We start from the raw sequence: 21,002 nt of genomic DNA on the forward strand, positions 1-21,002 counted from the left end.
CGACACTAGTGCGTCGGACGGGTTCGTAGGCTTTAGGCACCGCAGTGCCTTCCGTAGGCACAGCAATGCCGTCCGTAGGCAGAGCAACGCTGTCGTACCGGGATGGCAGGATGCCGCTCGGAAAACCCGCAGGGAACACGCTGCCCGTCCTGGGTGTTGACACTGCGTTCGCGAAATAAGCTGTCGCCCGGTGCAGCCGCCGTGCATGGGTAGAATTCGTGCCGACGAAGGGGTTTAACAGGTGAAGGATCTGGTCGACACCACGGAGATGTACCTCCGTACCATTTACGACCTCGAGGAGGAGGGTGTCACGCCGCTGCGCGCCCGCATCGCGGAGCGCCTCGAGCAGAGTGGCCCGACGGTCAGCCAGACGGTCGCGCGCATGGAGCGCGACGGGCTGCTCACCGTCGCCGGTGATCGCCACCTCGAGCTGACCGACAAGGGCCGGGCCATGGCCGTTTCCGTGATGCGCAAGCATCGGCTCGCCGAGCGGTTGCTGGTCGACATCATCGGCCTCGAGTGGGAGAACGTGCACGCCGAGGCATGCCGCTGGGAACACGTGATGAGCGAGGAGGTGGAGCGCCGTCTGGTCGAGGTGCTCAATCACCCCACCACCTCGCCCTACGGCAATCCGATTCCGGGCCTGGACGAGCTGGGTGTCAAGCCCGCCGGCAGTGCCGAGGAGAAGCTGGTCCGGCTCAGCGATCTGCCCTCCGGGCAGTCGCAGGCGGTGGTGGTGCGGCGGCTGTCCGAGCACATCCAGACCGATCCGGAGACCATCAACCAGCTCCGCGAGGCCGGTGTCGTGCCCGACGCCCGCGTCACCGTGGAGACCAAGCCGGGCGCGGTGATCATCTCGGTGCCCGGCCATGAGGAATTCGAACTGTCCGATGAGATGGCGCACGCCGTCCAGGTGAAGTTGGTCTGATACGTGAAGCTTCTGGTTACCGGAGGCGCCGGCTACGGCGGTGGCGTCTGCGCACAGGTTCTGCTCGAGGACGGTCACGAGGTCGTGGTCGTCGACGATCTGTCCACCGGCAATGCCGACGGCGTCCCGGCCGGCGCGAAATTCGTCGAGGGCGATATCGCCACGGCGGGCGTCGAGCTCATCGCGTCCGAATCCTTCGACGGCGTGCTGCATTTCGCGGCCCAGTCGCTGGTCGGCGAGTCGGTGGTGGCGCCGGAGAAGTACTGGCACGGCAATGTGGTCAAGACCCTCGCGCTGCTCGAGGCCATGCGCGACGCGGGCACCCCGCGACTGGTGTTCTCCTCCACCGCGGCCGTCTACGGCGAGCCCGAGCAGGTACCGATCGTCGAGGACGCCGCCAAGGCGCCGACCAATCCGTACGGCGCGTCCAAGCTGTCCATCGACTACGCCATCACCTCCTACGCGGTGGCGCACGGACTGGCGGCGACCAGCCTGCGGTACTTCAATGTGGCCGGCGCGTACGCCGGGCTCGGCGAGAACCGTGTGGTGGAAACCCATCTCATCCCCCTGGTGTTGCAGACCGCGCTGGGTCAGCGCGAGTCCATTTCGATCTTCGGCAACGACTACCCGACGCCGGACGGCACCGCGGTGCGCGACTACATCCACATTCGTGATCTGGCGCAGGCGCATCTGCAGGCGCTGGCCCAGTCCCAGCCGGGTGTGCACCGCATTTTCAATCTGGGCAGCGGCACGGGTTTCTCGGTGCGCGAGGTCATTTCGGCCTGCGAGCGGGTGACCGGGCTGCCGATCAACAAGGTGGACGCGCCCCGCCGCGCCGGTGACCCGGCCGTGCTGGTGGCCTCCAGCGCCAAGGCCATCGCCGAACTCGGCTGGCGGCCCGAGCACACCGATCTCGACGAGATCGTCTCCGACGCCTGGGATTTCCTGCGCGGACTGGGCGACCGCGCGCACAGCACCCGCGCGCGCTGACCGCGCGCCGTACGAAGTCCGCTGCAGGGTCCGGAGTCTCATGTCAGGACTCCGGCCCGAGGTGGATGCCGAGCTCGGTAGCCGTCGCCCGGCCGGAGTCCGCGAGTTCGCGCAGCCGGTCGGGCCGCATGCCCATGCGCAGGCCGAATTCCAGCAGCTTCGCCAGGCGATGCTCCGGGTCGGCGGCCAGCGCGGCGTCGAGGGCCACACCCGCGAGCGGGCCGTCGCCGCGAGCGTAGGCGCAGTAACCCAGTAGTGCGGCCGCCCCGGCACGCTCGGGATCGGGCAGGGCCCTGGTCAATTGCAGCCAGAGCGTCTCGGCCGCGTCCGCGCGCGGGCCCGGCGCCAGGGCGAGCAGGATGTCGCGCAGCTCCGAATCCCGCAGTGCGACCGCCACGTCCGCGATCTCTGCGGGCGTGAGCCGGGCCCCAGCCTCCACCCGTTCCAGATATCGCAGCACCCGGCAGGTCTCCGAGCGCAGCCCGAGCCGCCGATCGCCGCGCGCGAGCATTCGGGCCACCCGCCCGGCCGCGGCGCAGACCGCGACCTCCAGGGCCGTCGCGGTCGCCGCCCGCCGCACCGGGTCGACGGCGATGAATTCGGTGAGTTCCCGGCGGGATCCACGCATCGGGCGGCCCGCCAGCACCTGCCGCAGGGTGACCGGCGACGCCGCCGGATCGGGTTGCGTGCCGTGACACCGGGGTCCGATGAGACTCCACCAGGGCAGGTCGGGGCCGATGGCGCTCACCGCCCAGGCACCGGTCAGCGACACCGCCTCGACATCGAGCCGATGTTCCAGTGCCGCAATCAGATCCCGGTGCTTGCTCGCGCGCACGCCGCGGTGGTGCCGGGTGGGCGCGGTGGCGCGGTCGTCGATGATGAGCGCGAGCGCCGCGACGGCGCCGTGCCGCACGCAGATACCGGCGACCTGATCGACCAGTAGTCCGGTCGCCGCGCGCCCGGGATTGTCGAGATCCATCCGGGTCACGACCTCCACGGCGGCCGCTGGGCAGGTGCCGGGTTGTGTGGTCGGGTCCGGGTCGGTGGTCAGGGCGGCCACCACCAGCGAGCGCTCGGGCACGAAGCCGAGCATGGCCGGTACCGCCGCGATCAGATCGCCTGCCGCGTGCAGGCGGGCCTGCGGTTCGATGGGTTCGGGCGGGATCGAATCGATGTGCGCTGTCATGGCCCGAGCATGCGCCGGGCCGGGTCCCCGGCCCGCGGACCGACCTGCGGTTTCGCTGCGGCTGTGGATGATTCGGCGCATTCCGGCGCGTCGTGGATGATTCGGCGCGGCCGGGCGTGCGCGCGGCCGGGTTTGTCGGTGCCCGTTGCTACCGTGCCCGCCCGGCCGCGCGAACCCACTTGAAATGGATTCGTTTCATTTTGCCCGACCGGGCGCGTCCACGCTGTTACAGTCCGCTCGGCACTCGTCATCCGAAGTGCCGGAAGGAGTATCGCGTGCAATGAAGAGCACGACATTCACCGCCGCCGCGGCCGCGCTGACCGCGGCAGCCGTGCCCGCGCTGCTGGCCCCGAGCGCCGCCGCCGACACCAGCCAGGTCCGCGTGGACAATGTCTCCGACAGCCAGCAGTGCGGGGCGGGCAAGCCGTGCTACGTGCGGGTCCGGGTGACCGGCGAGAACCGCATGGACCAGGTCACGGTGTCGGTCAACAACACCGTCATCGGCTATGCCGTTCCGGTGCAGGACAACTGGGACAGCAATGCCGCGACCGCGTCGGTCACCTGGGTGCCCCAGGATTACGGCACCTACACCATCAGCGCCACCCAGGACAGCTCGTCGGCCTCGATCGGCTACACCCTGAACGCGCCGCCGTCGAACACCGGCACCGGCTCCTTCGGCGGCCTGCTGCCCTCGGGCTCGGCGGGATAGTCCCCCGAGCCGCCGGACCCCGCGCGAGCCGATCTATTCGGGGCGGCTCGCCGCGAGGATCTCCAGGTAATGCGGGTTGGACATGATGCCGAGCACATTGCCGAACGGATCCACCACCGAGGCGGTCGCGAACCCGGTCCCCTCACCGCGTTCGATGATCGGCTCGAATTCGGTCGCCCCCAGGTCGAGCAGCCGCCGGAAGGTGGCCGCCACATCGTCGACATGCCAGTTGACGATCTGGCCGCCCGGGCGATCCGGGTGCGAGGGCGCGAACTTCTTGTTGATGATGCCGAGCTCGGCCTGGTAGTCACCGATGCGGAACTCGTAGTATCCGCCCGGCACGGCGAAATACGGTGCGACACCGAGCAGTTCGCTGTACCAGTCCTTGGCCGCCTCCAGATCGTCGGCGTAGTAGTTCACGGTCGCCATTCCACGCAGCATGGTCGCTCTCCTCGGTCGGGGTGGTGGTCGCTGTGAATCCATCATCACGCCCAAAGTGCTCACCGAATGAGCACTTTTCCGAGCAGAATTCGGGCATGCGCGCGGACCGGCTGGTGGCCACCCTGTTGTTCCTGCAGACCCGCGGCCGGGTCACGGCCGGGGAGGTGGCCACGGAGCTCGAGGTGTCGGTGGCGACCGCACGGCGGGACCTGGAGGCGCTGTCCGCGGCCGGGATTCCGGTGTACGCGCAGCCCGGACGGGGTGGCGGGTGGGCGCTGGTGGGCGGGGCGCGCACGGATCTGAGCGGGCTCACCGCCGCCGAGGCGCAGGCGCTGTTCCTGCTGCTGGGCCCGGTCGCGACCGCCGCACCCGCGACCAAATCCGCGCTGCGCAAGCTGTTGCGCGCGCTGCCGCAGGCCTTCCGCACCGAGGCCGAGGCGGCCGCGGCCGCGGTGGTGGTCGATCCGGCGCGCTGGGGCCGCACCGATACCGAGATGCCCGCGCCGGTCGCGGAGTTGCAGCGAGCCGTGGTGCGCCGCCTGCGGATTCGGATCGGGTACGCGCGCAAGGGCGAGGTCGGTGAGCGGCTGGTGGATCCGTGGGGCCTGGTCGACAAGGACGGCATCTGGTACCTGATCGCCGGAACCGAGCGGGGGCAGCGCACCTTTCGGGTGGATCGCATCACCACCGTCGAGGTGACGGCCGAACCGGCCGCGCGCCCAGCCGATTTCGACCTGTCCACGGCCTGGTCGGAGGTGGTGACCGAGGTGGAGCGGCACCGGTCCACGCTCTCGGCGACGGTGCTGGTCCCCGCCGCGCTCGCGCCGGTGCTCAGCGATCAGCAGGGGCGGCACTGCGTGCTGGAGGGGCCGGTCGCCGACGGCCGGGTGCGGGCGCGGGTCACCGCGCCGTCGCCGCTCATGATCGCCCAGCAGCTGGCGGGCTGGGGCGCGAGCCTCGAGGTGGTCGAGCCGGAGTCGGTGCGCGCCGAACTCGCCCGGCTGGGGGCCGAATTGGCGCACCGCTACGGGAATACCGGCCGGTAACCGCTGCCCTGTTATGCGGTAAACGAATCATATTGCAGCAGTTGTGAATTCAAGAATTTCGAGGGTCCGGCACTGTTACAGTCCGCCCGGGCGCGCCCCCTTCAACGCGCCGAAAGGATTCACCCATGACCATCCAGCTCCACCGAGATCCGCGACGGTCCGCCGTCGGCGGGCTGCGACGGCCCGCGGTCGGCGCGGGCGCGGCGGCCGCGCTGGCCCTGCTGACCGGCGCGGTCCTGGCCGCCCCGGCCGGCGCGTCCATCGAGAAGATCAGTGTCGCCGGGCTCACCAGCGACAAGGTCTGCAGCGTGGCCGACGGCTGCATGATCCAGGCCGCGCTCAGCGGCGCCGACGCCTTCAGCCCGGTCGACTTCCTGGTCAACGGAACCGTCATCGGCACGCTCACCCCCACCTCCTACGGTGCGGGCGCGGCGGCGAACCTGCCGTGGCATCCGGCCAATGACGGCACCTACAACGTCGGTGTGCGGCAGGGCCTGAGCAGCTCGAGCATCGTCTACAAGGTGGGCGCGGGCGGCACCTGCCCGCCGATCTCCAGCATCATCCCGGGTTCGTCGAGCTCCGGTTCCGCGGGCAGCGGCTCGGCCAGCGGTTCGGGCGACAGCGGTTCGGCGAGCGGGTCGGCCGGAAGCGGTTCGGCCGGTACGGGTTCGGCGGGCAGCGGTTCCGCCTCGGGTTCGAACCAGCCGCTGCCGACCTGCTGATCGGCCCGGGAGCCGATACACCGCAGCGGTCGGCTCCCTCCCGGGCGTCCGGCCCGGGATGCTCGACCTGACCTTGCTCAGCCCTTGCGGACCTTGCGCAGCGCGGTGGTGAAGAGGGCATCGAGGGCCTCGCCGTCGGAGGTGGTCCCGGAGGTCATGTAGGTCACATTGATTCGCACATCACCGATTTGGCCGACCAGTGTCTGCATGGTTCGCGTCAGACCGGCCGGGCTGTTCTCGGTGCCGACCGTGCGCTTGATGGCCAGCGAATCGTCGACATTGACCGGCGGCGGCGGATCCAGCCGGGTGGTCACGATCGAGGTGGCCCCGGAATGGCCGAGCCGCACGGTGCCGCAGTGCTGCAACTGATCTCGCAGCGTGGACAGGGGCTGGGTGGAGCGGGTCAACACCACGGTGAGCGTGGCCCGGGTGGAGTCGTCATTGCCGACCGCGGCGACCGGACCGGCGCTCGGGGTGGCGGGCACGCAGGTGGTCGGATCCACCTGTGCCCCCGGCAGATAGCCGTTCAGATCGTCGGCGGCCTGGCGGGCGGTATCGGCGGGCAGCACGAGCGCGGTGTAGTGCGAGGGGAATTGCGAGGGATCGGGCAGCAGTTTTACCAGCCCGCTGTCGGCGTTCGCCAGGGGCGTAACCGGATTGCGCGCGGCGGTCGGATGACCGGACACCGTGGTCCCGCAGGCGGCGAGCAGACCTCCCGCCAAGACCGCTCCCACCGTGCGTACGGACCTGCGGTACCAGCGGCGCGGAGGGGTTCGGAAGGACGCGGTCACCTCGTCCACTATGCCGAAAATCGGCTGTTCACACCGAATGCCACGCCGCTCCCGGGCAAATGACGGGGCGTGTGCCGACCCGCGGGGAATGCGTGTCACCCTGCGCCGTGTTGCATCCCTGGTGCGGGTGGTGCACACCTGTCATGCCCATGAGGGACAATGAGGATGGTCGCGAAAGTGGGCCACGCAGGAAGGAGCACGCGATGGACTACGAGTCGCGAATGTACGAGCTGGAATTCCCGGCTCCGCAGCTGTCGTCCGACGATGGCTCGGGTCCGGTTCTGGTGCACGGCCTCGAGGGCTTCACCGACGCCGGACACGCGGTGCGCCTGGCCACCACGCACCTCAAGGAAAGCCTCGAGCACGAACTGGTCGCCTCGTTCGACATGGACGAGTTGCTCGACTACCGCTCGCGGCGTCCGCTGATGACCTTCAAGACCGATCACTTCTCCGACTACACCGAGCCGGAACTGAGCCTGTGGGCCCTCAAGGACACCGCGGGCACCCCGTTCCTGCTGCTGGCCGGGCTGGAACCGGACCTGCGCTGGGAGAAGTTCGTCACCGCGGTGCGGCTGCTGGCCGAACAGCTCGGCGTGCGGCGCACCATCGGGCTGAGCGCGATCCCCATGGCGATCCCGCACACCCGCCCGCTCGGCGTCACCGCGCACGCCTCGGACTCCGATCTGATCGGTGATCACCAGCGCTGGCCGGGTGAGCTGCAGGTGCCGGGCAGCGCGTCCTCGCTGCTGGAATTCCGGATGGCCCAGCACGGGCACGAGTCGGTCGGCTTCTCGGTGCACGTGCCGCACTACCTGACCCAGACCGCGTATCCCGAAGCGGCGCAGACGCTGCTGGAGAACGTGGCCGAGAACGCGGGCCTCGAACTGCCCCTCGCGGCGCTCACCGATGCCGCGGCGCGGGTGCGCGAGCAGGTCAACGAGCACATCGCGGGCAACTCCGAGGTGGAGACCGTGGTGCAGGCCCTCGAACGCCAGTACGACAGCTTCGTCACCGCCCAGGAACGCCAGTCCAGCCTGCTGGCCGGCGACGAGACCGAGCTGCCCACCGGCGACGAGCTGGGCGCCGAGTTCGAGCGCTTCCTGGCCGAGCAGGCCGGGTTCACCGACGGCGACGGAACCGATAATCCGCCGCTGCGATAGTGGTCGCTGCCGGGTTTCGCGGTGACGACCGGTAACGTTGGTCGGCGTGCAGCTGTCCGAATTGGTTCCCGACTTTGCCGTATCCGACGTGGACCCGGAGTGGTTGTACGAGACCTTCGCCGACTGGGCGAGCTCGGAGGGCCTGAGCCTGTACCCGGCGCAGGAAGAGGCGCTGCTGGAACTGGTGACCGGGTCCAACGTCATTCTCAACACCCCGACCGGGTCCGGTAAGTCGCTGGTCGCCCTGGGCGCGCACTTCGCGGCGCTCAACAAGGGCCAGCGCAGCTACTACACCGCACCGATCAAGGCCCTTGTCAGCGAGAAGTTCTTCGCGCTGTGCGAGGTCTTCGGAGCCGACCGGGTCGGCATGGTGACCGGCGACGCGGCGGTCAATCCGGAAGCGCCCATCATCTGCGCGACCGCGGAGATCCTGGCCAATCTGGCACTGCGCGAAGGCGCGGCCGCCGATGTCGGCCAGGTCATCATGGACGAGTTCCACTATTACGCCGACCCGGATCGCGGCTGGGCGTGGCAGGTGCCGCTGATCGAACTGCCCAACGCGCAGTTCCTGCTCATGTCGGCCACCCTGGGCGAGGTCGACTTCTTCGCCGAGGACCTCACCAAACGCACCGGGCGCGAGACCGCCATCGTCTCCGGCTCGGAACGGCCGGTGCCGCTGAGCTTCTCGTACGTGCGCACCCCGATCACCGAAACCCTCGAGGACCTGGTGACCACCAGCCTCGCGCCGGTGTACGTCGTGCACTTCACCCAGGCCGCGGCCATGGAACGGGCCCAGGCGCTGATGAGCGTCAACATGTCGTCCAAGGCCGACAAGGAGGCCATCGCGGCGGCCATCGGCGAATTCCGCTTCGCCACCGGATTCGGCAAGACGCTGTCGCGGTTCATCCGCCACGGCGTCGGCGTGCACCACGCGGGCATGCTGCCCAAATACCGGCGACTGGTCGAGAAGCTCGCCCAGGACGGGCTGCTGAAGGTGGTGTGCGGCACCGACACCCTCGGGGTCGGCATCAATGTCCCGATCCGCACCGTGCTGCTGACCGGGCTCACCAAATACGACGGGGTGCGCACGCGGCGGCTCAATGCGCGCGAGTTCCATCAGATCGCCGGGCGGGCCGGGCGCGCGGGCTACGACACCATGGGCACCGTGGTCGTGCAGGCCCCCGAGCACGAGGTGGAGAACGCGCGGCTGATCGCCAAGGCGGGCGACGATCCCAAGAAGCTCAAGAAGGTGGTCAAACGCAAGCCACCCGAGGGGTTCGTGTCCTGGTCGGAGGACACCTTCGACCGGCTGGTCGCCGCCTCGCCCGAGCCCATGGTGTCGCGGTTCAACGTGACCAACGCCATGCTGCTGAATGTGATTGCGCGCAAAGGCAATTGCTTCTACGCCATGCGGCACCTGCTGGAGCAGAACCACGAGCCGCGCGCGGCGCAGCGCAAGCACATCCTCAAGGCGATCCGGCTCTACCGGGCGCTGCGGGACGCGGGCGTGGTGCAGCAGCTCGACGAACCCGACCGGTACGGACGCCATGCCCGGCTCATGGTCGACCTGCAACGCGACTTCGCGCTCGATCAGCCGCTGTCGCCGTTCGCGCTCACGGCACTGGAACTCCTGGACAAGGAGTCGCCGACCTACACCCTCGATGTGATCTCGCTCATCGAAGCCACCCTCGAGGATCCGCGGCAGCTGCTCATGGCCCAGCAACACAAGGCGCGCGGCGTAGCGGTCGCGGAGATGAAGGCCGACAGGATCGAATACGAGGAGCGCATGGAACTCCTCGAAGAGGTCACCTGGCCCAAACCGCTGGCCGCCGAACTCATCGAGCCCGCGTTCGAGACCTACAAGGCCGGGCATCCGTGGGTGTCGGAGTTCGAGCCCTCCCCCAAGTCCGTGGTGCGCGAAATGGTCGAGCGCTCCATGACCTTCGCCGAACTGGTGTCGGGCTACGAGCTGGCCCGCTCCGAGGGCGTGGTGCTGCGCTACCTCGCCGACGCCTACCGCGCACTGCGGCGGACCGTGCCCGAGCAGGCCCGCACCGAGGAACTCGACGACATCACCGAATGGCTGGGCGAGCTCATCCGGCAGGTCGACTCCAGCCTGCTCGACGAATGGGAGCAGCTCACCAATCCCGGCGCGGAGTCCGACGAGCAGCAGGTGGCGTTCGGGGCCGAGACGGTCCGGCCGATCACCGCCAACGAGCGCGCCTTCCGGGTCCTGGTGCGCAACGCCATGTTCCGGCGCGTGGACCTGGCCGCGCTGCGGCACTGGGACGCACTGGCCGAGATGGGCGACGAGCTGGATTGGGAGACCGAGCTGGGGCCCTATTTCGACGAGTACGGGACCATCGGGACCGGTCCGACTGCCCGGGGGCCGCAGCTCTTCCGGGTCGAGCAGCGGCCCGGATTCTGGGATGTGCGCCAGGTGCTCGACGACCCCAATGGCGACCACGGGTGGTCCATCGACGCCATTGTCGATCTGGCCGAGTCCGATGCCGCGGGCGAAGTGGTGTTCGACGAGGTCGCCGTCAGCGCGGGCTGACGAGAGACCGACTGGTCGGGCCGGGCACGGCCGAGAGTCATACTCTCGTAAGACCTCACGCGGGGTAGATGTACGAATCCCCGCGTTAGAGTGACGTAATCGATCGTCCACCGGTTCGTTTCTCGAGGCCCAACGCGTGTATTGTCGCGCAGGTTGCCTGAATCCCTGCCGCTTGGCCGACAGAAAAGAGTTCCCTTAGATTGCCCGGTCGAAACATGCCCGAGTCGCCCTGTCTGGTCATCGACCTCGACAAGGTCCGCGCGAACTACCGCGCACTGCACGCCGCCCTACCCGCGGCACGAATTCGCTTCGCCGTCAAGGCGAGTCCCGTGCCGGAGATCATCCGGCTGCTGAACGACGAGGGCGCGGAGTTCGACGTCGCCAGCGTCGGAGAGATCGAACTCTGCCTCGCGCAGGGCGTCGACCCGGCCGTCATGTGCTACGGCAATCCCATCAAGAAGGCCTCGCAGATCGCCACCGCCTACGCGGCGGGCGTGCGGCGCTACGCCTTCGACACCGAGGACGACCTCGAGCGCATCGCCGAGCACGCGCCGGGCTCGGAGGTCGAGTGCCGGTTCCTGTCGTCTGCTCCGCAGTCGCAGACGCCGTTCGGCACCAAGTTCGGCTGCGCGCCGGGCGAGGCCAAGCGGCTGCTGGTGCGGGCGCATGACCTCGGACTGCAGGTGGTCGGTCCCTACTTCCACGTCGGCTCCCAGCAGCTGGACCCGAAGGCCTGGGGCATCGGCATCGAGCAGGCGGGTGCCATCGCGGAAGCGCTGGCCATCAAGGACATTCCAGTCACGGCGGTGAATATCGGTGGGGGACTGCCGATTTCGTACGCCGATCCGGCTCCGGGACTCGCGGAGCTGGGCGCGGCCATCGCCGAGGCGGCGGGCCGCTACCTCCCGGAACACACCTCGCTCGTCGTGGAACCCGGTCGCGCCCTGGTGGGCAATACCGGTGTGATCCACGCCGAAGTGGTGAATGTTCGCGTAGCGCCGGACGGGCGGCGCTGGGTATACTTCGACATCGGCCGCTACAACGGCATGGCCGAAACCGAGAACGAGTACATCACCTACCGATTCCAAACCGATCGGGACACGGATCCGAAGGACGAAGCGGTGGTAGCCGGTCCTACGTGTGACGGCGACGATGTACTCTATCAACGCACGCGTGTCCTCCTTCCGACCACGTTGCGAGCCGGTGATCCAGTCCGGATCCTCGAAACCGGCGCCTATACGGCGAGCTATTCGTCGGTGTCCTTCAACGGTTTTCCGCCTTTGACTGTTCATGTCACTGGCGCTGAGCGAGAGTGAGTTTTAGCCATGATCACGGCAGAATTCACCGGCTGGCACGTGCTGGCCGAGTTCGGTGGTGTCGACGCCAACCTCTGCGACGACCTCGAACGACTCGAAACCGCGCTTCGAAAATCGTTGGTCGCCGCGGGGGTGACCATCTGCGATGTCGTGAGCAAGAAGTTCGAGCCGCAGGGTGCCACCATCCTGGCCCTTTTGGCCGAGTCGCACGCCTCGATCCACACCTACCCTGAGTCCGGCGACATCTTCGTCGACGTATTCACTTGCGGCAGTATCGGTTCCGGCGCCACCAAGGCCGTGGAACTGCTGCAGCAGGAGCTGTCCCCGGGTTCGGTGAACATCGAGGTCATCCAGCGCGGGCACACCGCCCGCCGGATCCACGAGCCGGTGGGCGAGGGCCTGACCCGGGTGTGGAACACGACGGAAACCATCGTCGACACCAACACCCCGTTCCAGCACATGGTGATCGCGCGGACCGAGCAGGGCATCTCCCTGTTCTCCGACGACGATCGCCAGTCCACCGAGTTCTCGCAGCTCACCTACCACGAGGCCATGCTGGTCCCGGGGTACGCGCTGGCCGCGAAGCTGGACAAGGTGCTGATCATCGGTTCCGGCGAGGGCGTCGCCTCGCAGATGTCGGTGGCCGCGGGCGCCTCGCTCGTCGATCACGTCGACATCGACCAGCTGGAGGTGGAGCTGTGCGCCGAGCACCTCCCCTACGGCTACAGCCCGGCCGACCTGGCCGAGGCGGTCGCGCAGACCGGCCCGATCAAGATGCACTACGCCGACGGCTGGGACTTCCTGGCCAAGGCCGAGGCCGCGGGCGTGCGCTACGACATGATCTGCATCGACCTGCCCGACGAGCGGGTCGAGGACGCGCAGCACAACCGCCTCTACGAGGACGACTTCCTCAACCGGTGTAAGGCGCTGCTGGCCGAGGGTGGCGTGCTCGCCGCGCAGGCCGGCTGTCAGACCATGTGGCGCAACGAGACTCTCAAGCGCTCGTGGACCCGCTTCCACAACCTGTTCGAGACGGTCGTCCCGTACGTGAGCGACGAGCACGAGTGGACGTTCATCTTCGGTACCCCGGCCGCGGTCGCGGATCCGGTGGCCAAGATGACCGCCACCCTGGCGACGCTGCCCTACAAGGCCGAGACCATCGACGCGCAGGCGCTGGTCCGCGGCGCGATCGAGCCGCACGCGCTGCGTGTGGGCGTGAGCGTCTAGTCGAACCGCTGTACCGGAGCGCCCCGCACACCTGAGTGTGCGGGGCGCTTCGTTTTTCGTTGTCCTCGGCGACGGATTTCGTTGTCCGTCGGTTCATGAAGATCAGGCGATGGCGGGCAGCCGGACCACCTGACCGGCGTAGGCCAGGCCCGCGCCGAAGCCGAGCAGCAGCGCGGTGTCGCCGGGCTTGGACTCACCCGAACGCAGCAGCTGTTCCATCGCCATCGGGATCGACGCGGCGCTGGTGTTGCCGGTCTGCGCGATATCCCTTGCGACAGCGATGTTTTCGGGCATGTGCAGGGTGCGCACCAGGGCGTCGGTGATGCGGCCGTTGGCCTGGTGCGGGACGAAGGCGTCCAGGTCGTCGACGGTCACGCCCGCCTGGTCCAGGGCGTCGCGGCAGGCCTTCTCCAGGAACGTGACGGCCCAGCGGAATACGGCCGCGCCGTTCATCCGGATGTAGGGCCGCACCGTGGTGCCGCCGGTCGCCTCGGCCTCGGCGACCTCGGCGAAGTACTGCTGAAAGTCCTTGTCCTGCTTGATCGCCGCGGTCTGGCCGCCGTCCGAGCCCCAGGCCACCGGGCCGATGCCCTCGGTGTCCGAGGTGCCCACCACGACCGCGCCCGCGCCGTCGGCGAAGATGAACGCGCAGGTGCGGTCGTCCTGGTCGAGCAGGTCGGAGAGCCGTTCCACGCCGATCACCAGCACGTGGCGGGCCTGTCCGGCGCGAATCAGGTTGGCGGCGTTGGCCAGTGCGTAGCAGAAGCCCGCGCATCCGGCCGAGACGTCGAATGCGGCGGTGTCGTGCATGCCGAGTTCGGTGGCGACCACGGCCCCGGCCGACGGGCCGAGCACCATCTGCGAGGAGGTGGCCAGGATGACGGCGTCGATCTGCTGGGCGGTGACACCGGCGGCTTGGAGGGCGTCGCGGGCCGCGGCGCTGCTCATGCCGACGATGGTCTCCTCGGCATCGGCCCAGTGGCGGGCCTCGATGCCGGAGCGGGTCCGGATCCACTCGTCGGAGGAATTGATCCGATCGACGATCTCGGCATTGGGGACCACCCGGCGGGGTCGGTAGACGCCGAGGCCGAGCAGCGCGGCGTGGGCGACCGGGGTGGCGGTGGCGATCTGGGCTGGCATGCGCGGAATTCCTCTGTCCCATGAGTACCAAAGCATGTGTACCGATCGGTTCACATGGGTAAGGTTTAACATGGACCGATCGGTTCACACAAGCTTTCGAAGGATTCCGGAGGGATTTGCATGACGGCGGGACCGCGCGCCCGATTGATCGCGAGCACGATCACCACCGTCCAGGAGCACGGCGTGCACTCCGCCGGGCTCAATGAGCTGCTCAAGCGCAGCAATGCCTCCAGGAACTCGCTCTACCAGCACTTCCCTTCCGGCAAGGGCGAATTGGTGGCAACCGCGGCCCGCCTGGTGGCCCGCATGGTCTACTCGCACGTGAGCCGCATGGCCGACGCCCTGCCCACCGCGCCGACCCTGGCGGGCTGGGTGGACGAGCTACTCGGCTTCTGGCGCGGCCAGCTGGAGACCAGCGAATACCGCGCGGGATCGTTCATGATGGCCGCCGCCCTCGACGAGCTCGACCCCATGTTGCAATCCTCGGCCGGGCAGGCCTTCTCCGAATGGACCGCCCGCCTGGCCGACGGCATGGTCGAGGCGGGCATCGAACGCGCCACCGCCTGCTCCCTGGCCGGGTTCACCCTGTCGGTCATCGAGGGCGCGATCGTCCAGAGCCGCGCCCTCAAATCCACCCTCCCCTTCACCGACGGCGGCACCCAGCTCACCGTCCTGCTCCGCCACCACCTCCCCAGCCGCCGCTGACCCGGACGCTGCCGCCGAGCCGGACGCTATTGACTTGGAGCACGCTCCAAGTCGTAGCGTCGTTTCCATGATCGCGACCAGGAAACTCGGTGAACTGACCGTCAGCGCCCAGGGCCTCGGCTGTATGGGCATGAGCTTCGCCTACGGCGCCCACGACAACGACGCCGAATCCATCGCCACCATCCACCGCGCCCTCGACCTCGGCGTCACCCTCCTCGACACCGCCGACGTCTACGGCCCCGAAACCAACGAGCGCCTCGTCGGCCGCGCCATCGCCGACCGCCGCGACAAGGCCGTCCTCGCAACCAAATTCGGCATCGTCTGGGGCGAGCAGGGCGCCATGGGCGCCCGCGGCGACGCCGCCTACGTCACACAGTCCTGCGACGAATCCCTGACCCGACTCGGCGTAGACCACATCGACCTCTACTACCAGCACCGCGTAGACCCGAACACCCCCATCGAAGAGACCTGGGGCGCACTTTCGGAACTCGTCCAAGCGGGCAAGGTCCGCTACTTGGGTATCTCCGAGGCATCCGTCGACAGCATCCGCCGCGCCCACGCCGTCCACCCCGTCACGGCCCTCCAGTCCGAATGGTCCCTCTGGACCCGAGACATCGAACCCGAAATCCTGCCCGCCTGCCGCGAACTCGGCATCGGCATAGTCCCGTTCTCCCCTTTGGGCCGCGGCTTCCTCACCGGCGCAATCACTTCCACCACCGACCTCCCCGCTGACGACATGCGCCGCCGCCTTCCCCGCTTCTCCGAAGGCAATTTCGACCGCAACCTCGCCATCGTCGCAGCCTTACGCGAGCTGGCCGACGAAAAGGGCGTCACCCCCGGCCAATTGGCCCTGGCCTGGGTCCAGTCCCGCGGCGACGATGTGGTCCCAATCCCCGGCACCAAACGCCGCACCTACCTCGAACAGAACGTCGCCGCCACCGACATCACGCTGACCGTCGAGGACCTGGCCCGCGTCGAAGCCGCCGCCCCGGTCGACGCCGTCGCCGGAGCTCGCTACCCGGAGGAACTCGCCCGCGCGGCCGGACGCTGACCGGGTTCCGGGTGGAACCGGCGATACTGGCTCCATGAGGATTTCGGTGGCCGCGGACGAGGACACCGGGGTGGCCGCGGCCGTGGTCGAGGAGTTGCGCGAACGCGGGCATCAGGTCACCGTGCACGGCGCACTAGAGCCGCGGGAGCGGGACGACTGGGCTTGGGCCAGCGAGGCCGCGGCCAGGGATGTGGCCGAGGGCCGTTCCGAACAGGCGGTCGTGTGCTGCTGGACCGGGACCGGCGCGTCCATTGCCGCGAACAAGGTCGCGGGGGTACGGGCGGCGCTGTGCGTGGACGCCTATACCGCCGAGGGTGCGCGGAAGTGGAATGACGCGAATGTGCTGGCGTTGAGCCTGCGGTTGACTTCACGCGCGCAGCTCACCGAGATTCTCGATGCCTGGTTCGCCGCGGACCCGAGTCAGGACCCCGGCGATCGGGCGAATATCGCGCATGTGGGCAAGATCGGGTGATCAGGCGTCGGCTGCGAGATGGGCGTTGGCGGTACGTAGTTCGCGTTTGAGGATCTTGCCACTGGGGTTCTTGGGGAGGGACTCGACGAAGGTCGCGTACTTGGGGACCTTTTGACGTCCTCCCGAGCCTGAAGGTCGGGATTCCTGCCAGCGCCCTATCGGGCGCTCTGGGTGGGTTCCTGTTTCGCTGGGACGTGCCTATCGTTCTCACGACAGGACTTACGGACCCTCCGCAGGCGTTTAGCCTCTCCGCCCGTCCGGCGGCGAGAACATTGTTCGCAGCGTTGAGATCACGATCGAGGACCGCCCCACACACTGGGCAGGTCCAGACTCGCACTGACAGCGGTTTGGGTCCGTCACGGTGCCCGCACGGCGCGCAGATCTGCGATGACGGATAGAACCGGTCCACCTTCGCGAAGTACCGGCCCGACCGAGCCGCTTTCTCCTCCAGCATGCGGGTGAACATCGCCCAGCCCGCGTCGTGGACCGATTTCGCCATCCGGGTGCGGGCCAAACCTTTCACACACAAGTCCTCGACGTAGATCGCTTGGGTTTCACGAACTACCGCCGTGGTGTGCTTGTGCGCCCAATTCCGGCGCGTATCAGCCACTCTCGCATGCGCCTTCGCCACCACGATCCGGGCCTTGGCGCGATTGTTCGAACCTTTCTGTTTGCGTGAAAGGCTCTTCTGCGCCTTGGCGAGCTTGCGCTCGGCTCGGCGCAGAAACTTCGGGGACTCGATCCGTTTACCGTTCGACAGGACCGCGAACGTAGTCAAACCCAGGTCGATACCCACCTCGGCATCGACGTCGGGCAACGGCCGGTCAACAACCTCGACAACGAACGACGCGAAATACCGTCCCGCCGCATCCTTGATCACCGTCACCGACGACGGCTCCGACGGCAGTTCTCGTGACCAGGCGACCTTCACGTCTCCGATCTTGGGCAGCCGCAACTTCTTTCCGGTGGTGACCGCAAAGCGGGCGTTGCGGGTGAACCGGATCGACTGCCGATTGTCCTTACGGGACCGGAACCGCGGATGAGCCCTCCTAGGGCCCTTGCGTTTACCGGTCACCGATCGAAAGAAGTTGCGGTAGGCGGTGTTCAGATCCGCCAGAGCCTGCTGCAACATCACCGCCGACACCTCGCACAGCCACTCCCGCTCCGGCGTCGCCTTCGCGGCGGTCAACCGCTTCGACAACTCGCTGTCGGAGACATACGGGAGCTCAGCTTCAAATGCGGTCTTTCGTGCCGCCAGTGCGTCGTTGAACACCACCCGCGCGCACCCGAACACCCGCGCAAGCGACTCTCGCTGACCGGCCGTGGGATACAGGCGATACTGGTAACGCAACTGCACCAACGCAATCTATCGACACCCACCGACAGAAACCCTGATGCGCTTGCAGGGCGCTGTTTGCGACACCGAGGTCGGCGTAACTCTCGCGCTGCTCCCGCCACACCAGCGCGGTCGTGCCCGAACCCGGGCGGCGCTGCGCCGCAGGAGATCTCCGAGCGCCTGGGACCGCGCGCCCGCCACCGTCAGATCAGTGCCCTCTGCATCCATGCGACCAACTTCTACCGCACGAATGTGTCCCGCGTCATACAGTCTCGCTGAGCAGGACCAGATTTCGCCGCCACGCAGCGCATTTCCCCCGGTAATGCGGAAGCTGCTCGGCGGCGAACGCCGCCGCCGACCAATCCCGTTCCTCGACCTCGGCGGTCCAGACGTAGGTCCACGCGTACCCGGCCCGCTCCCCCACCGTCACCGCGGCCGGCAGCAGATCGTAATCGTCGTCCTCGAACGCGTCGAGCACCCGCCACTCCTCGGCGGTGAGCCCGATGAGCAGAAAACCGTCGGTGACACTTCCGGTCGCGGTGACCAGACCGGGGTACACCCGCCCCGGCAGGGCGGCGGCCCGGCGCCCGAGCAAGCGCGCGGGCTCCATTTCCGGTACGCGCCCGAGTAATTCGGTCAGCACGGCGCCGAATTGCAAAGTCCCATAGACGAACAGAGGATCAGTTGCGGACGGCAGTTTCCGTGCCCACCGGTCGGTCATCGACCGACTGTACGCGCGAAGATCCCGGCGTCGTGCGAGTTGATGATGGTCACCTGGTGCCCGTGCGACTTTCGCAGTTCGCGCAGCCGCCGCTGATTGGCGTGGTAGGCGTCACCGGCGATGGCCCCGGTCTCGTACACCTTCCACCAGAACGGCGTGAACGGCTCCTCGGGATGAATGCTGGACTCCGGGAAGAACGAGTCGCCCGCGTGCAGCAGCCATCCGTTGCCGTGATCGATGGCCACCCCGGCGTGCCCGCGGGTGTGCCCGGCCAGGGGCACCACCAGAATCTCCGGCGGCAGCCCCGGCAGATCCCGGACCGCGGTGAACCCGAACCAGTCCTCGGCCCCCTCGACCTCGTTGACCATCCATTTGGGCCCGTGCGCCCACTGCGCCGCCCGATAGCGCAGCTTCTCCGAGAGCGTGGGAGTGGCGGTGACGGCCCGGAATTCGGGGCCGTGGACGTGCACGGTGGCCTCGGGGAAATCCGACAGCCCGGCGGAGTGGTCGAGGTCGAGGTGGGTCAGGATGATGTGCCGGACATCGCGCGGGTCGTAGCCCAGGGCCTGGATCTGCCGGAACGCGGTCTCGGCCTCGGTCGGCTTCGCCCCCAGGAGGAAACGGCTGGCACCGATCATCTTTCCGGGCTGGCGCACGGCCTCAAGCCCGAACCCGGTGTCGACGAGCACGAGCGCGTCCCGGGTCTCGACGAGCAGGCAGTGATCGACCAGGCCGAATCCCATGGTGCCGCAGTTCAGGTGGTGAATCCGCATGGCCAGAGCGTTTCAGACGGTCCGATACGACGCAACCGCGCAGGTGCCGGAATTGCCGGAACCCGAGTAGTGCCCCAACGAAACCCGGTCAGCTCGGCCGGCACTCGCGAATGATCTGGGCGAGCAGCTCGAAATCCTCGGCCCGCGCGGTGGACGAGCGATAGGCGAGCCCGACCGTGCGTCCCGGCGCGGGCGCGGCGAAGGTGGCGATATCGAGGGTCCCGCGCGCGGTCTCGGCGGCCACCGCCATGGCCGGAATCAGCGTCACCCCGAGATCGCCCGCCACACACTGCACCACGGTGGCCAGCGAGGCCGCGCGGGTGTCGCCCACCGCGCCCGGCTGCACGGCCCCGGCGCGGCACAGGTCCAGGGTCTGATCGCGCAGGCAGTGCCCCTCGTCGAGGAGCAGCAGCGGAAGTGCGTCCAGGTCCCCGGGTTTCAGGTCGGTGCGCCCGGCCAGCCGGTGCCCGCGCGGCAGCACCAGCACGAATTCCTCGGTGTACAGCGGTGTCTCGACCAGCCCGGTGGCGTCGGACGGCAGCGCGAGCAGCGCCACGTCGAGCACGCCCGTGCGCAGCCCGTCCAGCAGCCGCGCGGTCTGGTCCTCGATGACGTACGGCGCCAGATTCGGCATTCGCCTGCGCAATTCGGGCAGCAGGGTGGGCAGCACGTAGGGGGCGACGGTCGGGATGATGCCCAGTCGCAGCGTGCCGACCAGGCCCCGCCCCGCCGCGGATGCGACAAATCGGTCAGCGGCCTCGAGGGTGGCAATGGCTTGCGGCAGTAGCCGTTTGCCATCCGCGGTGACCAGCACCCGGCGTGTGCTGCGCTCGATCAACTGGAGCCCCAGTCCGTTTTCCAATGATGCCAGGGCCTGCGATAACGTGGGCTGGCTCACGCCGAGCCGGGTCGCAGCGGTGCCGAAGTGCCGGTATTCCGCGATGGCCACGAACGCACGCAGCTGTGACAGGGTGGGCTGATAAGTTTGATCAGTCACGCCTATCAGTGTAGTGCGACCGATCACGTTTACCTCTCGCTACGGTTCGGCAAAGATCGGAATCGTATATACGTCTCGACACAATCGGCACGACTACATATGAGGAGCAAGCATGGCCCTGCTGACCATCGGCGACCAGTTCCCCGCCTACAACCTGACCGCGGTCATCGGCGGTGACCTCTCGAAGGTGAACGCTCAGCAGCCCGACGACTACTTCACCCAGATCTCGAGCGACGACTACGCCGGCAAGTGGCGCGTCGTCTTCTTCTGGCCCAAGGACTTCACCTTCGTCTGCCCGACCGAGATCGCCGCCTTCGGCAAGCTGAACGACGAGTTCGAAGACCGCGACGCGCAGGTGCTCGGCGCCTCGGTCGACAACGAGTTCGTGCACTTCCAGTGGCGTGCCCAGCACGAGGACCTCAAGACCCTCCCGTTCCCGATGCTGAGCGACCTCAAGCGCGAATTGGCCGCCGCCACCGGCGTTCTCAATGCCGACGGCGTCGCCGACCGCGCCACCTTCATCATCGACCCGAACAACGAGATCCAGTTCGTGTCCGTCACCGCGGGTTCGGTCGGTCGCAATGTCGACGAGGTGCTGCGCGTCCTCGACGCCCTGCAGTCCGACGAGCTGTGTGCCTGCAACTGGAAGAAGGGCGACCCGACCATCAAGGCCGGCGAGCTCATGACCGCTTCCGTCTGACACTCGCAAGGGCTGAGATACAAGGGAATCCATC

At 68.1% G+C, this 21,002-nt stretch carries 20 protein-coding genes and 1 pseudogene; 13 read left to right on the forward strand and 8 right to left on the reverse strand.

The features are described 5' to 3' along the window. Positions 1 to 241: 241 nt before the first annotated feature. Positions 242 to 928, forward strand: coding sequence for an iron-dependent transcriptional repressor DtxR (locus tag NS2_RS17730; RefSeq protein WP_033088609.1), 687 nt, complete (start codon positions 242 to 244; stop codon positions 926 to 928). A gap of 3 nt (positions 929 to 931) precedes the next feature. Beyond that, positions 932 to 1,918: a UDP-glucose 4-epimerase GalE gene (gene galE, locus NS2_RS17735; protein WP_033088608.1), complete on the forward strand. Its 987-nt coding sequence runs from the start codon at positions 932 to 934 to the stop codon at positions 1,916 to 1,918. Positions 1,919 to 1,961: 43 nt separating this feature from the next. On the opposite strand, the gene NS2_RS17740 is transcribed toward galE, so the two are convergent. Then, entirely contained in the window at positions 1,962 to 3,104 is a 1,143-nt protein-coding gene (locus NS2_RS17740) for a DUF4192 domain-containing protein (RefSeq protein ID WP_045438068.1), read from the reverse strand. Between the two features lie 280 nt (positions 3,105 to 3,384). On the opposite strand from NS2_RS17740, the gene NS2_RS17745 reads away from it, so the two are divergent. Beyond that, a complete protein-coding gene (locus NS2_RS17745; protein ID WP_033088607.1) occupies positions 3,385 to 3,813 on the forward strand; it encodes a hypothetical protein in 429 nt (142 codons plus the stop codon). A gap of 33 nt (positions 3,814 to 3,846) precedes the next feature. Here NS2_RS17745 and NS2_RS17750 read toward each other — a convergent pair whose 3' ends face one another. After that, positions 3,847 to 4,254, reverse strand: a complete 408-nt coding sequence (locus tag NS2_RS17750) for a VOC family protein (RefSeq protein WP_033088606.1) — start codon at positions 4,252 to 4,254, stop codon at positions 3,847 to 3,849. 95 nt (positions 4,255 to 4,349) lie between these two features. Between NS2_RS17750 and NS2_RS17755 the strand changes: the two genes are divergently transcribed. Both NS2_RS17755 and NS2_RS17760 read left to right on the forward strand, forming a co-directional pair. After that, positions 4,350 to 5,300 (forward strand): helix-turn-helix transcriptional regulator, encoded by a 951-nt coding sequence (locus NS2_RS17755; RefSeq protein WP_033088605.1) that lies wholly within the window; start codon positions 4,350 to 4,352, stop codon positions 5,298 to 5,300. Between the two features lie 125 nt (positions 5,301 to 5,425). Then, positions 5,426 to 6,022, forward strand: coding sequence for a hypothetical protein (locus NS2_RS17760; protein ID WP_052086593.1), 597 nt, complete (start codon positions 5,426 to 5,428; stop codon positions 6,020 to 6,022). A gap of 77 nt (positions 6,023 to 6,099) precedes the next feature. Here the strand turns inward: NS2_RS17760 and NS2_RS17765 are convergent, their stop codons facing one another. Beyond that, positions 6,100 to 6,744, reverse strand: coding sequence for a sensor domain-containing protein (locus tag NS2_RS17765; protein ID WP_155239758.1), 645 nt, complete (start codon positions 6,742 to 6,744; stop codon positions 6,100 to 6,102). Positions 6,745 to 7,016: 272 nt separating this feature from the next. Here NS2_RS17765 and NS2_RS17770 point away from each other — a divergent pair, with 272 nt between their 5' ends. From NS2_RS17770 to speD, 4 genes are all read left to right on the forward strand, one after another. Continuing rightward, positions 7,017 to 7,973: a proteasome assembly chaperone family protein gene (locus tag NS2_RS17770; RefSeq protein WP_033088604.1), complete on the forward strand. Its 957-nt coding sequence runs from the start codon at positions 7,017 to 7,019 to the stop codon at positions 7,971 to 7,973. A gap of 46 nt (positions 7,974 to 8,019) precedes the next feature. Then, complete coding sequence (locus NS2_RS17775) at positions 8,020 to 10,530, forward strand: DEAD/DEAH box helicase (RefSeq protein WP_033088616.1); 2,511 nt, start codon at positions 8,020 to 8,022, stop codon at positions 10,528 to 10,530. A gap of 215 nt (positions 10,531 to 10,745) precedes the next feature. Beyond that, complete coding sequence (locus NS2_RS17780; protein WP_033088603.1) at positions 10,746 to 11,846, forward strand: type III PLP-dependent enzyme; 1,101 nt, start codon at positions 10,746 to 10,748, stop codon at positions 11,844 to 11,846. A gap of 12 nt (positions 11,847 to 11,858) precedes the next feature. Then, positions 11,859 to 13,073: an adenosylmethionine decarboxylase gene (speD, locus tag NS2_RS17785; protein ID WP_052486685.1), complete on the forward strand. Its 1,215-nt coding sequence runs from the start codon at positions 11,859 to 11,861 to the stop codon at positions 13,071 to 13,073. A 102-nt stretch (positions 13,074 to 13,175) separates the two neighbouring features. Here speD and NS2_RS17790 read toward each other — a convergent pair whose 3' ends face one another. Beyond that, positions 13,176 to 14,213 carry a beta-ketoacyl-ACP synthase III gene (locus NS2_RS17790; RefSeq protein WP_033088601.1) on the reverse strand — a complete coding sequence of 346 codons (1,038 nt, stop codon included), beginning with the start codon at positions 14,211 to 14,213 and terminating at the stop codon, positions 13,176 to 13,178. 120 nt (positions 14,214 to 14,333) lie between these two features. Between NS2_RS17790 and NS2_RS17795 the strand changes: the two genes are divergently transcribed. From NS2_RS17795 to NS2_RS17805, 3 genes are all read left to right on the forward strand, one after another. Beyond that, positions 14,334 to 14,918, forward strand: coding sequence for a TetR/AcrR family transcriptional regulator (locus NS2_RS17795; RefSeq protein ID WP_033088600.1), 585 nt, complete (start codon positions 14,334 to 14,336; stop codon positions 14,916 to 14,918). Positions 14,919 to 14,985: 67 nt separating this feature from the next. Then, on the forward strand, positions 14,986 to 15,969 hold the full coding sequence (locus tag NS2_RS17800) for an aldo/keto reductase (RefSeq protein ID WP_033088599.1): 984 nt from the start codon (positions 14,986 to 14,988) through the stop codon (positions 15,967 to 15,969). A 34-nt stretch (positions 15,970 to 16,003) separates the two neighbouring features. Further along, positions 16,004 to 16,441: an RpiB/LacA/LacB family sugar-phosphate isomerase gene (locus NS2_RS17805; protein ID WP_033088598.1), complete on the forward strand. Its 438-nt coding sequence runs from the start codon at positions 16,004 to 16,006 to the stop codon at positions 16,439 to 16,441. A gap of 280 nt (positions 16,442 to 16,721) precedes the next feature. Here NS2_RS17805 and NS2_RS17810 read toward each other — a convergent pair. From NS2_RS17810 to NS2_RS17825, 4 genes and pseudogenes are all read right to left on the reverse strand, one after another. Continuing rightward, positions 16,722 to 17,798 (reverse strand): annotated as a pseudogene (locus tag NS2_RS17810) (RNA-guided endonuclease InsQ/TnpB family protein); the annotation flags it as partial. 241 nt (positions 17,799 to 18,039) lie between these two features. After that, complete coding sequence (locus tag NS2_RS17815) at positions 18,040 to 18,498, reverse strand: gamma-glutamylcyclotransferase family protein (RefSeq protein ID WP_045438072.1); 459 nt, start codon at positions 18,496 to 18,498, stop codon at positions 18,040 to 18,042. Continuing rightward, positions 18,495 to 19,271 carry an MBL fold metallo-hydrolase gene (locus NS2_RS17820; RefSeq protein ID WP_033088597.1) on the reverse strand — a complete coding sequence of 259 codons (777 nt, stop codon included), beginning with the start codon at positions 19,269 to 19,271 and terminating at the stop codon, positions 18,495 to 18,497. Before NS2_RS17820 ends, NS2_RS17815 begins: the two co-directional genes overlap by 4 nt. Before the next feature lie 88 nt (positions 19,272 to 19,359). Next, complete coding sequence (locus tag NS2_RS17825) at positions 19,360 to 20,268, reverse strand: hydrogen peroxide-inducible genes activator (RefSeq protein WP_033088596.1); 909 nt, start codon at positions 20,266 to 20,268, stop codon at positions 19,360 to 19,362. Positions 20,269 to 20,380: 112 nt separating this feature from the next. Here NS2_RS17825 and NS2_RS17830 point away from each other — a divergent pair, with 112 nt between their 5' ends. Further along, positions 20,381 to 20,968, forward strand: coding sequence for a peroxiredoxin (locus NS2_RS17830; RefSeq protein WP_045438075.1), 588 nt, complete (start codon positions 20,381 to 20,383; stop codon positions 20,966 to 20,968). Positions 20,969 to 21,002 lie beyond the last annotated feature (34 nt).

It is taken from the genome of Nocardia seriolae NBRC 15557 (genome assembly GCF_007990715.1).
Taxonomy (GTDB): Bacteria; Actinomycetota; Actinomycetes; order Mycobacteriales; family Mycobacteriaceae; genus Nocardia; species Nocardia seriolae.